Genomic DNA, 12,978 nt, shown 5'->3' with positions numbered 1-12,978 from the left:
CGCTCAGGAGACCTGGCTTCGGACTGGGGAAAGTCATGGAAGGGGCCGACCCACTGGCCCACCCCTTCCGGGCAACGCGTCTTACTTGTGGGACAGACCCAGGTCACCCAGGGTCTTCTCGACCACTTTGGCCGGCAGCGGGATGTAGCCATCCTTCACCACGACCTGCTGGCCTGCCTGCGACAGGACCAGCTTCACGAACTCGGCTTCCAGCGGTGCCAGAGGCTTGTTCGGTGCCTTGTTGACGTACACGTACAGGAAGCGCGACAGCGGGTAGGTACCGTTCAGGGCGTTGGCTTCGTTATCTTCGATGAACTCGCCGCCTTCCTTCTTGGCCAGGGCTACGGTCTTGACGCTGGCGGTCTTGTAACCGATACCCGAGTAGCCGATGCCGTTCAGCGAGGAGCTGATCGACTGCACGACCGAAGCCGAGCCAGGTTGTTCGTTGACGTTAGGCTTGAAGTCGCCTTTGCACAGGGCTTCTTCCTTGAAGTAGCCGTAGGTGCCCGATACCGAGTTGCGGCCGAACAGCTGGATTGGCTTGTTGGCCAGGTCGCCGGTCACACCGACGTCACCCCAGGTCTTGATCTCGGCCTTGCCACCGCACAGGCGGGTGGAGGAGAAGATCGCGTCGACCTGAGCCATGGTCAGGCCCTTGATCGGGTTGTCCTTGTGCACGAACACGGCCAGGGCGTCGACAGCGACCGGGATGGCGGTCGGCTTGTAGCCGTACTTCTGCTCGAAGGCCTGCAGCTCGACGTCCTTCATCTTGCGGCTCATCGGGCCCAGGTTGGCGGTGCCTTCGGTCAGCGCGGGTGGCGCGGTGGACGAGCCGGCAGCCTGGATCTGGATGTTTACGTTCGGATATTCCTTCTTGTAGGCCTCGGCCCACAGAGTCATCAGGTTCGCGAGGGTGTCGGAACCGACGCTGGAGAGGTTGCCCGATACGCCAGTGGTCTTGGTGTAGGTCGGGATAGCAGGGTCGACAGCGGCGACCGCGTTGGCGGCAGCGACGCCAGCGGCGGCAAAGGTCAGGGCCGCCATCAAACGCTTCAGTTTCATGCCTTGCTCCTAGCAGGAATATTGGGTGTGTTGGATGGAACGGGGCCCAGTATCGGCAGGCCGCATGAACACGATATGACCTAATTGTGACAAATGGATGAAAGGCCATCATCGCTGCCGAGGATGGCCTTTCGGGTGCCGCAGGAAACCGACTCAGCGCTTGTTGATCAGCAGGTACACCCCGACCAGCAGCCCTACAGCGCACAGGCCAGCCACATAGTAGGCCGGTGCCATCGGGCTGAATTTGAGCAGGGCGGTCACCACCATCGGGGTCAGGCCGCCGAAAATGGCGTAGGCGACGTTGTAGGAGAACGACAGCCCGCTGAAGCGCACCACCGCCGGGAAGGCCTTGACCATCACATAAGGCACCGCGCCAACCAGACCGACGAACAGTCCGGTAAGGGCATACAGCGGGAACAGCAGGTCAGGCCGGGTCGGCAGGCTGTGGTAGAACGCCCACGACGAAGCCAGCAGCGCCAGGCTGCCGATCACGAACACCCGCCCTGCGCCGAAGCGGTCGGCCAGGCTGCCGGCACCGATGCACCCCAGGCTGAGCAGCACGATGGCCAGGCTGTTGGCCTTGAGCGAATCGGTGGGGCTGACGTGATAGAGGCTCTGCAGCAGCGCCGGGGTCATCAGGATCACCACCACGATGCCCGCCGACAGCAACCAGGTCAGCAGCATCGACAGGATGATCGCGCCACGGTGGTCGCGCAGTACCGCACGCAGCGGCAGCTCTTCGGCCAGCGCCTTGCGCTGCTGCATCTCGGCGAACACCGGGGTCTCGTGCAGCCAACGACGCAGATACACGGCGAACAGGCCGAACACACCGCCGAGCAGGAAGGGGATCCGCCAGGCGTAGTCGGCCACCTCTTCAGGGCTGTAGACGGTGTTGATCAGGGTTGCCACCAGCGACCCCAGCAGGATGCCGGCAGTCAGGCCGGCAGTCAGGGTGCCGCAGGCATAGCCGGTATTGCGCTCCGGTACGTGCTCGGAGACGAACACCCAGGCGCCCGGCACCTCGCCACCGATGGCGGCGCCCTGCACCACCCGCATCAACAGCAGCAGGATCGGCGCCCACAGGCCGACCTGTGCATAAGTCGGCAGCAGGCCCATGATCAGGGTGGGCAAGGCCATCATGAAGATGCTCAGGGTGAACATCTTCTTGCGCCCGAGCAGGTCACCAAAGTGCGCCATGATGATGCCACCCAGCGGGCGCGCCAGATAACCTGCGGCGAAGATGCCGAAGGTCTGCATCAGGCGCAGCCATTCGGGCATGTCGGCGGGGAAGAACAGCTTGCCCACCACGGTGGCGAAGAACACGAAGATGATGAAGTCGTAGAACTCCAGAGCTCCGCCCAAGGCGGACAGTGAGAGGGTCTTGTAGTCACTGCGGGTCAGCGGCCGCGAGGGCTGCTCGATACTGCTCGGCACGGAGGTCATGGATGTTCTCTTATAAGGCAGGCCGCTTGTGCTGCGGCTTGTGGCGCGGGAGTGGGCAAGATAACAAATTGCCGCGCATGGCTCATAGAGGTACAAAAACTCTACAGATATTCACCAATGTGCGGTCGTCGCTGGCCGATACCGTCTATATACTGCGCTCTTCGTAGGAAAAGGTTGTTTACGATGTGGGATGTTGTGCGAAAACGCCGGTCATTATGTGCAGGCGGTTTCGCAGAGTTTCCCTTTGGCCGCCAACCGGAGCGAAATCAGCGTAGTATGTTTCTGGCTGAATCGTTTTTCAGGGCGTCCGTCACCGCGCCAACCAACGAAGCGTCACGGGTCAGAGGCCCCACGGCATGATTGAGCTCGAACAAGAAGATCCTATCCCACAGGGCGACCTGGCCCTTCAGATCACCGCGCTACCGCGCGAAACCAATGGCTTCGGCGATATCTTCGGCGGCTGGCTGGTCGCCCAGATGGACCTGGCCGGTACTGCCATGGCCAGCCGCGTGGCTGGCGGCCGTGTGGCCACCGTGGCGATCGATCGCATGGCATTCCTGGTGCCGGTGGCCGTGGGCGCGCAACTGTCCTTCTATACGCAGACCCTGGAGATCGGCCGCAGCTCGATCCAGATGATGGTCGAGGTCTGGAGCGACGACCCGCTGTCCAGCGAATGGCGCAAAGTCACCGAGGCGGTGTTCGTTTTCGTGGCCATCGACGGCAGTGGCCGCACCCGCTCCGTACCTCGTCGCTGAGCCCGGCGCGCGGTAAACTCGTTGCAGGCTTCGAGGTCCAACGGCCTCACCTGCAATCAACGAGACGAGCGCATGGCAACCTTCAAGGTCGACACCGAGCAACACGGCGAACTCAACTGCTGGCGCATCACCAGCCGGCATGCCGAACTCCTCATCGCCCAGCAGGGCGCGCAGATTCTCAGCTACCAGCCCATTGGTGACGAACCCCTGCTGTGGCTCAGTGACCAGGCGATCTTCCGCCAGGGCAAGTCGGTACGCGCCGGTGTGCCGGTATGCTGGCCATGGTTCAGCAACTTTCAGCGCAATCCCGATTCGGTCAAGGCCATGTACCACGGCAGCGAGGCACCGGCCCACGGCCTGGCGCGCGGACGCGACTGGCAGTTGCTTGGCGTCGAGGAAGTCGGTGAAAACCTGCGTATCGAGTTCGACCTGCCCGAGGCTCAAGGCCAACTGCCAGACTGGCCACACAAAGTCGAGCTGCGCCTGCTGATCGAGCTCGGCGAACAACTGCACGTTTCGCTTTGCAGCCGCAACCTGGGCGATGCCAGCGTCACGCTCAGCCAGGCACTGCACAGCTACTTTGCCGTCAGCGATGTACGCCGGGTGCACGTGGAAGGCGTCGAGGGGCTGCCTTATATCGAGACTCTGGAGGGCTGGGAGCAGCGCACCCAGCAAGGCAAGCTGGGCTTTGCCAGCGAGACCGACCGCATCTACCTGAACGCTCCCGAGCGCCTGGCGATCGTCGACCCGCAATGGAAGCGGCGCATCACCTTGCACGCCACCGGCTCACGCAGTGCAGTGATCTGGAACCCCTGGACCGACCGCGCCCGCGAGCTGCCCGACATGGCCGACGACGGCTGGCAGCGGATGCTGTGCGTAGAGACGGCGAATGTGTGGGATGACGTGGTGGAACTCAAGCCTGGAGCCAGCCATGTGCTGGGGGTGGTGATTGGCCGCGAAGCACTCTGATTCGACAGGACACCGCGCTGTCCGTAGGAGCGGGTCGGGCTCAAAGATCGGCGTCTTCGACCACCCTCACCTTCCCCGCGTCCAGCGCATAGGCCGCATCAGCCAGGTCATTGCTGACCTTCTCGATCTTCAGCGTACCGGTCACCCACAGCGGCGTGTAGATATCGGCGATCTTCAGCCCTTTCGGGTAGCGCACCAGCACCAGCTGGTTCGGCGGAGGCGGCGGCACGTGGATGCAGGCCCCCGGATAAGGCACGAGGAAGAACAAGGTGCTGTTGCCCTTGGCATCGCTCTCCAGCGGCACAGGATAGCCACCCAGGCGGATCTGCTTGCCGTTCATGGCCGCCACGGTCTTGGTCGAATACATCACCGCCGGCAGGCCCTGGCTTTGCTTCAGGCCGCCCTTGGCGGTGAAGGTGCCCATGGCTTCGGGGGAGTTGTGATCGATCTCGGGCATCTGTTCGAGAGCCTTCTGGTCCGACTTGGGCATCAACTCCAGCCAGTCGGTTTCGGGCAGCTCGGCATGGGCCAGGGTGCTGGCCAGCAACAAGGGAAGAAGGAATAACGCACGCATGGCAATGCTCGGCAACTCAAGTGAATTGCCGCGCATTCTAGCCTGTGTTCAGCGCTTCTTGATGAATCCGTAGATCACCAGCAGCACGATGGCGCCAACCAGGGCACCGAAGAAGCCCGCCGCCTGTCCGGCCTGGTAGATACCCAGGGCCTGCCCGCCATAGGTGGCCACCAGGGAGCCGGCGATGCCGAGCAGAATGGTCATGATCCAGCCCATGCTGTCGTCCCCGGGTTTCAGGAAACGCGCCAGCAAGCCGACGATCAGGCCGATGAAGATGGTTCCGATGATGCCCATGGCAATCCCTCTACAGTGAAGATGGAACACGCCAAAGCCTAGACAGCGCTTTGGCGTGTTGCCATCTCAGAGGGCCTGCTGCAGGCAGAAGTTCGATCAGCCGACGATCAACGCCTCTACTTCGGCGATCTTGGCCTTGAGCGTGACCATGTCCTTGCAGCGCAGGGTGGCGTGACCGACCTTGCGCCCCGCCTTGAACGCCTTGCCATAGTGATGCAGGTGGCAGTCGTCGATGGCCACGACCTTGTCGACCGCAGGCACTTCGCCGATGAAGTTGAGCATGGCGCTCTCGCCGACCTTGGCCGTCGAGCCCAGCGGCAGGCCGGCGACGGCCCGCAGGTGGTTCTCGAACTGGCTGCACTCGGCGCCTTCGATGGTCCAGTGCCCGGAGTTGTGCACGCGCGGGGCGATCTCGTTGGCCTTGAGGCCACCGTCGACCTCGAAGAACTCGAACGCCATCACGCCAACATAGTCGAGCTTAAGCAGCACACGGCCGACGTAATCCTCAGCCAGCGCCTGCAGTGGATGCGCATCGCTTGCCACCGACAGGCGCAGGATGCCGCTGTCATGAGTGTTGTGCACCAGCGGATAGAAGCGCGTCTCGCCATCGCGGGCTCGCACGGCAACCAGCGAGACTTCGCCGGTGAACGGCACGAAGCCTTCCAGCAGGCAAGGGACGCTGCCCAGCTCGGCGAAGGTACCGACCACGTCCTCTGGCTTGCGCAGGACCTTCTGGCCCTTGCCGTCATAACCCAGGGTGCGGGTCTTGAGCACGGCCGGCAGGCCGATGCTGGCCACTGCCGCGTCGAGGTCATCCTGCGAAAGGATGTCGGCGAAGGCCGGGGTCGGAATGCCCAGGTCGCGGAACATGCTCTTCTCGAACAGGCGATCGCGCGCGATGCGCAGGGCTTCGGCGCTTGGGTAGACCGGCACGAACTGCGACAGGAAGGCCACGGTTTCCGCGGGGACGCTCTCGAACTCGAAGGTCACCAGGTCGACTTCGTCGGCCAGTTGGCGCAGGTGGTCCTGGTCGCCGTAGTCGGCACGCAGGTGCTCGCCCAGGGGGACGGCGCAGGCGTCCGGTGCCGGATCGAGGAAGGCGAAGTTCATGCCCAGCGGAGTGCCCGCCAGGGCCAGCATGCGACCCAGTTGGCCGCCACCGATTACACCGATCTTCATGTCGTCAGCCTCAAGCCTGGCGGGGGTCCGGGTTGTCCAGGACGGTTTCGGTCTGCTCCGCGCGGAACTGCTTGAGCGCCGCGTGGTACTGCGGGTGCTTGGCACCCAGGATGCTTGCCGACAGCAGCGCGGCGTTGATCGCGCCAGCCTTGCCGATGGCCAGGGTGGCAACCGGGATGCCGGCTGGCATCTGCACGATCGACAGCAGTGAATCGACACCCGACAGCATCGAGGACTGCACAGGTACGCCCAGCACCGGCAGGTGCGTCTTGGCGGCGCACATGCCCGGCAGGTGCGCAGCGCCACCGGCGCCGGCGATGATCACCTCGATGCCGCGGCCTTCGGCCTCTTCGGCGTACTGGAACAGCAGGTCCGGGGTCCGGTGGGCGGACACCACCTTCACCTCGTAGGGAATGCCGAGTTTTTCCAGCATATCGGCGGTGTGGCTAAGGGTGGACCAATCGGACTTGGAGCCCATGATCACGCCAACCAGTGCACTCATCGTCGAGCCTCTTCGCTTGTGCGCCCTTGGGCGCCGTCAAAAAACAACAAGCCACGCGGGACGACCGGCGTGGCTTGTTTGCTGATCATGACCGGATCGATCCAGTCGAGGGGCCGCGCAGTATACCGTAACGTTAGGCATTCGAGGCACCCCTGGCGACCAACTGTCGGCCTTATTTTTCGGGGCTTTGACTGACTTTCGAGTCAACTGCGCCCGCCAGCGCTCCACCTTCGAGCTTGCGCCACAGCAGGCGCACGTTCGCCTTGCGCACCAGGGCGCAGCGGTAGAGGCGAATCTCCAGCGGCACGTGCCACTGGCTGGAGCCGCAGATGGCCAGCTCGCCACGCTCCAGCTCGCCGCGCATCGACAGGCGCGGCACCCAGGCGATACCCATGCCTTCGAGCGCCATGCTCTTGAGACTGTCGGCCATCGCCGTTTCGTACACCGTGGTGTAGCGCAGGTTGCGCTGGCGCAGCAGCAGGCTGACGGATCGTCCGAGGAATGCCCCGGCGCTGTAGGCCAGGAGCGGCACGCTGCCCTCGCCTTCCAGGTCGAACAGCGGCTTGCCATCGGCCCCGACGGCACAGACTGGCAGCATTTCGGTGGTGCCCATGTGCAACGACGGGAAGATCTCGGCATCCATCTGCAAGGCGGCGTCAGGGTCGTAAAAGGCCAGCATCAGGTCACAGCCACCTTCCCTCAAGGCATGCACTGCATCGCCCACGTTGGTGGCCACCAGACGGGTGGCGATGTTCATGCCGTCGTTGCGCAACTGGGCCACCCAGCGCGGGAAGAAGCCGGACGCCAGCGAGTGCGCCGCCGCGACCTGGACCACCTCGCCCTGACCACCTTCCAGATGATGTAAATGGCGGAGAACTTCGCTCAACTGGTCGACAACGGTACGCGCGGTAACGAGAAACAGCTGACCCGCCTCAGTCAGCTCTATCGGCGTGCGGGAACGATTCACCAAGGTCAGCCCCAATGCCGCTTCCAGGCTGCGGATGCGTCGACTGAAGGCCGGCTGCGTCACGAAGCGGCGCTCCGCCGCCTGGGAAAAACTGCGTGTGGAGGCCAGAGCACTGAAGTCTTCCAGCCACTTGCTTTCAAGGTTCATCGAGAAGCTCCGCAGGCGTGCACCAAAATGGAACACGCTCGATTGTCAATCGGCGTCACATCAAACCGTATGCCGTTTGTGCATAGGTTAGCGTCTAACAGCATTGGCCGCAAAATCTGCCGAGGCCTAGGATTGGCGGCATTCCGGCAGGTGCCGGGTTTAAATCGAGATGATATCCGTCATGTCCTCCGCTGCATCGTTCCGCGTCGAAAAAGACCTGCTTGGTACCCTTGAAGTCCCTGCCGATGCCTACTACGGCATCCAGACTCTGCGCGCTGCCAACAACTTCCACCTCTCCGGCGTTCCGCTGTCGCACTACCCGAAACTGGTAGTCGGCCTGGCGATGGTCAAGCAGGCCGCTGCTGACGCCAACCGTGAGCTGGGGCACCTGAGCGATGCCAAGCACGCCGCCATCAGCGAGGCCTGTGCCCGCCTGATCCGTGGCGACTTCCACGAGCAGTTCGTGGTGGACATGATCCAGGGCGGTGCTGGTACTTCTACCAACATGAACGCCAACGAGGTCATCGCCAACATCGCACTGGAGGCCATGGGTCACCAGAAGGGTGAGTACCAGTACCTGCACCCGAACAACGATGTGAACATGGCGCAGTCGACCAACGACGCCTACCCGACCGCCATCCGCCTCGGCCTGCTGCTGGGCCACGACGCCCTGCTGGCCAGCCTCGACAGCCTGATCCAGGCTTTCGCTGCCAAAGGTGAAGAGTTCAGCCACGTACTGAAGATGGGCCGTACCCAGCTTCAGGACGCCGTGCCGATGACCCTGGGCCAGGAATTCCGTGCCTTCGCCACCACCATGACCGAAGACCTCAACCGTCTGCGTTCGCTGGCGCCGGAACTGCTCACCGAAATCAACCTGGGCGGCACCGCCATCGGCACCGGCATCAACGCCGACCCGGGCTATCAGGCCCTGGCGGTACAACGCCTGGCAGCCATCAGCGGCCAGCCGCTGGTTCCGGCGGCCGACCTGATCGAAGCCACCTCCGACATGGGCGCCTTCGTGCTGTTCTCCGGCATGCTCAAGCGCACCGCGGTCAAGCTGTCGAAGATCTGCAACGACCTGCGCCTGCTGTCCAGCGGCCCGCGCACCGGCATCAACGAGATCAACCTGCCGGCGCGCCAGCCAGGCAGCTCGATCATGCCAGGCAAGGTCAACCCGGTTATCCCGGAAGCGGTCAACCAAGTCGCCTTCGCCATCATGGGCAACGACCTGGCCCTGACCGTCGCCGCCGAAGGTGGCCAGCTGCAGCTGAACGTGATGGAACCGCTGATCGCCTACAAGATCTTCGACTCGATCCGCCTGCTGCAACGCGCCATGGACATGCTGCGCGAACACTGCATCGTCGGTATCACTGCCAACGAACAGCGCTGCCGTGAACTGGTCGAGCACTCGATCGGCCTGGTCACCGCCTTGAACCCGTACATCGGCTACGAAAACGCCACCCGTATCGCCCGCGTCGCCCTGGAAACCGGCCGCGGCGTGCTGGAACTGGTGCGCGAAGAGAAGCTGCTGGACGAAGCGATGCTCAACGACATCCTGCGTCCGGAAAACATGATCGCTCCACGTCTGGTTCCGCTGAAGGCGTAACCCGAACGCTGCAACCTGTCTCACCAGGTCGAGGGACTAGACACCTCTCAACCTTTCAAGGGCCCGAGCGCACGCTCCGGGCCCTTTTTTTACACCCAGCACCGGCAAACGGTTCCCGGCACACTCCTTGCTCGATAATGCCCCTCACCCCCACGGGATGCCGAGCATGCTGCACAGCCACCTCACCACCCTCAACGCAGTTTCGTTGATTCTCAACGTCTTCCAGGAAGAGGGCTGTACCGCCTCGCAACTGCTCGCCGGCAGCGGCATAGGCCCGGCCGACCTGGGCCATCCCGATGCGCGCATCACTACCCAGCAGGAGCTGCAGGTGTGTGCCAATGCGGTCGCCCGACGCGAGGAGATCGGCCTGGAGCTGGGGCGGCGGATGCATGTGTCGTGCTACGGCATGCTCGGTTACGCCTTGCTCTCGAGTGCCACTTTGGGTGACGCCCTGCGTCTGGCGCTGCGTTATCCGGCACTGCTGGGAACAATCTTCCAGTTGCGCCTGGTCGACGATGGCCAGCGTGTCTGGCTGAGCGCCAGCGATTATCGCGAGGGGCCAGCACTGGCAGCGTTCAATGCCGAATTCTGCCTGGTCTCGCTGAAAGTCATCTGCGATGACCTGCTCGGCCGGCCGCTACCCTTGCTGGCGGCACGCTTCGAACACGCACGCCCTGCCTACCATCTGCTCTACGCCGGTGCATTCCCCTGCCCGACGGGCTTCGAATCGCGAGACAACGCCTTTGCCTTCGAACGGCGCTGGCTCGATATGCCACTGCCCCTGGCCGACCCCATCACCCACAAAGCCATGGCCGAACGCTGCAGGCGCCTGAACCTGGAGTTCACTGGCCGCCAAGCCTGGCTGGGGCGCATTCGCCAGCTGCTGATGCAGCAGCTCGATGCGGCACCTGGGCTCGAGGACCTGGCGCGGCAGATGAACTGCTCGTCGCGCACCTTGCGGCGACACTTGCAGGCGTTGGGCAGCAGTTATCAACAGCTGCTCGATGAGCTGCGCTTCGAACGGGCCAAACAGTTGCTCGCCGAAGACCAGATGCCGATCTACCGGATCGCCGAAACCCTGGGATTCAGCGAGACGGCAAGCTTCCGGCACGCGTTCCAGCGCTGGAGTGGCGTGGCGCCCAGCCATTTTCGGGGGTAGTCGGCACCCGTCCAGCCGCGGGGCAATAGGCCGGAAATATCCCCAAACCACCCGATCCGGCCATCGCCAGTGGCCATATCGATCCCCTTTTGGCCGTTTGCAACGTTCTCTCCACCTGGCCCGCCCACCACAATGGACCCACGCCAGTCACCTTCGGAGAACAACAAATGCTGACGATCTATTCCGATGACCATCGCCTGCACCACGGCCGCTGCGAGCTGATCGACGGCAAGCTGATGCCGTGTTTCGAGATGCCCTCGCGCGCTGACCATGTGCTCGCCCGCGTCCAGCACCGCGACATTGGCCCGATCCAGGGCCCGACCGACTTCGGCCGCGCGCCGCTGCTGCGCATCCACAGCGCCGCCTACCTGGACTTCTTCGAAGGCGCCTGGGCGCGCTGGGCGGCCATGAACCAGGAGGGCGACCTGCTGCCCTTCACCTGGCCAGCACGCACCCTGCGCCAGATCAAACCCACCGGCCTGCACGGCGAACTGGGCTACTACAGCTTCGACGGCGGCGCGCCGATCACCGCCGGCACCTGGCAGGCCGCCTACAGCGCAGCGCAAGTCGCACTGACCGGGCAGGCCGCGATCCAGAACGGCGCCCATGCCGCCTTTGCCCTTTGCCGTCCGCCAGGGCACCACGCTGCCGCCGAAGTGATGGGCGGCTACTGCTACCTGAACAACGCCGCCATCGCTGCCCAGGCCTTCCTCGACCAGGGCCGGCGCAAGGTCGCGATCCTCGATGTCGACTACCACCACGGCAACGGCACCCAGGACATCTTCTACGACCGTAACGACGTGTTCTTCGCCTCGATCCACGGCGACCCGACCGACGAGTTCCCGTTCTTCCTCGGCTATGCCGACGAAACCGGCGAGGGCGCGGGCGAGGGCTGCAACGTCAACTATCCTCTGCCGGCAGGTAGCGACTGGGCCACCTGGAGTGCCGCCCTCGAAGATGCCTGCCAACGCATTGCCGCCTTCGACGCCGATGTGCTGGTGATCTCGCTCGGTGTAGACACCTTCAAGGACGATCCGATCTCCCAGTTCAAGCTCGACAGCCCGGACTACCTGGAGATGGGCAAGCGCATCGCCGAACTCGGCAAGCCGACCCTGTTCGTGATGGAAGGTGGTTATGCCGTCGAGGAAATCGGCATCAATGCGGTCAATGTGCTGGAAGGGTTCCAGCGCGCTCAGCCAGGAGCCTGATCATGCGTCCATTCAAGCGTCTGTTAGCCCCACTCGTTGCTGCCGGCCTGCTGGCTGGTGGCCTTCAGGTCCATGCCGAACAACGCACCCTGCGGGTGTACAACTGGTTCGACTACATCACTCCACAGACCTTGGTCGACTTCCAGAAGGATGCCCAGGTCAAACTGATCTACGACATCTTCGACACCAACGAAGCACTGGAAGCCAAGCTGCTGACCGGCAACTCCGGCTATGACGTGGTAGTGCCCTCCAACGTGTTCCTCGCCAAGCAGATCGAGGCTGGGGTCTTCCAACCCCTGGACCGCAGCAAGCTGCCGAACTGGCAGCACCTGGACCCAACGCTGATGAAGCTGATCGAGGCCAACGACCCAGGCAACAAGTTCGCCGTGCCCTACATGTACGGCACCATCCTGATCGGCTTCAACCCGGCCAAGGTGAAGGCCGTGCTGGGTGACAACGCCCCAGTGGACAGCTGGGACCTGATCTTCAAGGAAGAGAACATCGCCAAACTCAAGCAGTGCGGCGTGGCGCTGCTTGATTCGCCGTCGGAAATCCTGCCGCTGGCCCTGCAGTACCTGGGCCTGTCACCCAACAGCGACAAGCCCGAGGACTACAAGAAGGCCGAGGCGCTGCTGATGAAGATCCGCCCGCACGTCACCTACTTCCATTCCTCGAAATACATGGCCGATATCGCCAACGGCGACATCTGCGTGGCAGTGGGCTACTCGGGCAGCTTCTCGCAGGCCGCCAACCGTGCGCGCGAAGCCAAGAATGGTGTAGTGGTGGACATGCGCCTGCCCAAGGAAGGCGCGCCGATCTGGTTCGACATGCTGGCCATTCCGAAAAATGCAGCGAACCCGGACGACGCCCACACCTTCATCAACTACCTGCTGCGCCCCGAGGTGATCGCGCCGATCAGCGACTTCGTCGGCTACCCCAACCCGAACAAGGACGCGACCGAAAAGGTCAGCCCACAGATTCGCAACAACCCGAACCTGTACCCGACGGCTGAGGCGATGACCACGCTGTATACCCTCAAGCCGCTGAGCAAAGAAGCCGAACGGGCAAGGACCCGGGCCTGGACGCGGATCAAGTCCGGCACCTGAGCCGCCT

At 63.4% G+C, this 12,978-nt stretch carries 13 protein-coding genes; 6 read left to right on the top strand and 7 right to left on the bottom strand.

All coding sequences use genetic code 11. The annotated features are described in order from the left end of the window. Positions 1–81 precede the first annotated feature (81 nt). Positions 82–1,062 carry a phosphate ABC transporter substrate-binding protein PstS gene (locus ACNFHO_RS10660; protein ID WP_054892958.1) on the bottom strand — a complete coding sequence of 327 codons (981 nt, stop codon included), beginning with the start codon at positions 1,060–1,062 and terminating at the stop codon, positions 82–84. 153 nt (positions 1,063–1,215) lie between these two features. Beyond that, the gene (locus tag ACNFHO_RS10655; protein WP_054892959.1) at positions 1,216–2,505 is read right to left on the bottom strand and encodes an MFS transporter; all 1,290 of its coding nucleotides are present in this window, start codon (positions 2,503–2,505) and stop codon (positions 1,216–1,218) included. A 356-nt stretch (positions 2,506–2,861) separates the two neighbouring features. On the opposite strand from ACNFHO_RS10655, the gene ACNFHO_RS10650 reads away from it, so the two are divergent. Continuing rightward, a complete protein-coding gene (locus ACNFHO_RS10650; RefSeq protein WP_003253317.1) occupies positions 2,862–3,260 on the top strand; it encodes an acyl-CoA thioesterase in 399 nt (132 codons plus the stop codon). A gap of 72 nt (positions 3,261–3,332) precedes the next feature. Further along, positions 3,333–4,229 carry a D-hexose-6-phosphate mutarotase gene (locus tag ACNFHO_RS10645; protein ID WP_112899492.1) on the top strand — a complete coding sequence of 299 codons (897 nt, stop codon included), beginning with the start codon at positions 3,333–3,335 and terminating at the stop codon, positions 4,227–4,229. A gap of 40 nt (positions 4,230–4,269) precedes the next feature. Here ACNFHO_RS10645 and ACNFHO_RS10640 read toward each other — a convergent pair whose 3' ends face one another. The 5 genes from ACNFHO_RS10640 to ACNFHO_RS10620 form a co-directional block, all read right to left on the bottom strand. Beyond that, positions 4,270–4,803 (bottom strand): DUF3299 domain-containing protein, encoded by a 534-nt coding sequence (locus tag ACNFHO_RS10640; protein ID WP_162714440.1) that lies wholly within the window; start codon positions 4,801–4,803, stop codon positions 4,270–4,272. 48 nt (positions 4,804–4,851) lie between these two features. Beyond that, positions 4,852–5,097, bottom strand: a complete 246-nt coding sequence (locus tag ACNFHO_RS10635) for a GlsB/YeaQ/YmgE family stress response membrane protein (RefSeq protein WP_054892962.1) — start codon at positions 5,095–5,097, stop codon at positions 4,852–4,854. Between the two features lie 96 nt (positions 5,098–5,193). Continuing rightward, the gene (locus ACNFHO_RS10630) at positions 5,194–6,276 is read right to left on the bottom strand and encodes a 5-(carboxyamino)imidazole ribonucleotide synthase (protein ID WP_416766208.1); all 1,083 of its coding nucleotides are present in this window, start codon (positions 6,274–6,276) and stop codon (positions 5,194–5,196) included. Positions 6,277–6,286: 10 nt separating this feature from the next. Continuing rightward, a complete protein-coding gene (gene purE, locus ACNFHO_RS10625; protein WP_054892964.1) occupies positions 6,287–6,778 on the bottom strand; it encodes a 5-(carboxyamino)imidazole ribonucleotide mutase in 492 nt (163 codons plus the stop codon). Between the two features lie 172 nt (positions 6,779–6,950). Then, on the bottom strand, positions 6,951–7,892 hold the full coding sequence (locus tag ACNFHO_RS10620; protein ID WP_054892965.1) for a LysR substrate-binding domain-containing protein: 942 nt from the start codon (positions 7,890–7,892) through the stop codon (positions 6,951–6,953). 181 nt (positions 7,893–8,073) lie between these two features. On the opposite strand from ACNFHO_RS10620, the gene aspA reads away from it, so the two are divergent. The 4 genes from aspA to ACNFHO_RS10600 all read left to right on the top strand — a co-directional run bounded on the left by aspA (position 8,074) and on the right by ACNFHO_RS10600 (position 12,971). Further along, complete coding sequence (gene aspA / locus ACNFHO_RS10615; RefSeq protein WP_054892966.1) at positions 8,074–9,498, top strand: aspartate ammonia-lyase; 1,425 nt, start codon at positions 8,074–8,076, stop codon at positions 9,496–9,498. Between the two features lie 166 nt (positions 9,499–9,664). After that, positions 9,665–10,657, top strand: coding sequence for an AraC family transcriptional regulator (locus tag ACNFHO_RS10610; RefSeq protein ID WP_416766206.1), 993 nt, complete (start codon positions 9,665–9,667; stop codon positions 10,655–10,657). A 167-nt stretch (positions 10,658–10,824) separates the two neighbouring features. Then, on the top strand, positions 10,825–11,865 hold the full coding sequence (locus ACNFHO_RS10605; protein WP_151925848.1) for a histone deacetylase family protein: 1,041 nt from the start codon (positions 10,825–10,827) through the stop codon (positions 11,863–11,865). Positions 11,866–11,867: 2 nt separating this feature from the next. After that, entirely contained in the window at positions 11,868–12,971 is a 1,104-nt protein-coding gene (locus ACNFHO_RS10600) for a polyamine ABC transporter substrate-binding protein (RefSeq protein WP_197891706.1), read from the top strand. Positions 12,972–12,978: the final 7 nt, after the last annotated feature.

Source organism: Pseudomonas sp. NY15374, assembly GCF_048068255.1.
In the GTDB taxonomy this organism is placed as follows: Bacteria; Pseudomonadota; Gammaproteobacteria; order Pseudomonadales; family Pseudomonadaceae; genus Aquipseudomonas; species Aquipseudomonas machongensis.
This window is presented reverse-complemented; position numbering and strand designations above follow the sequence as displayed.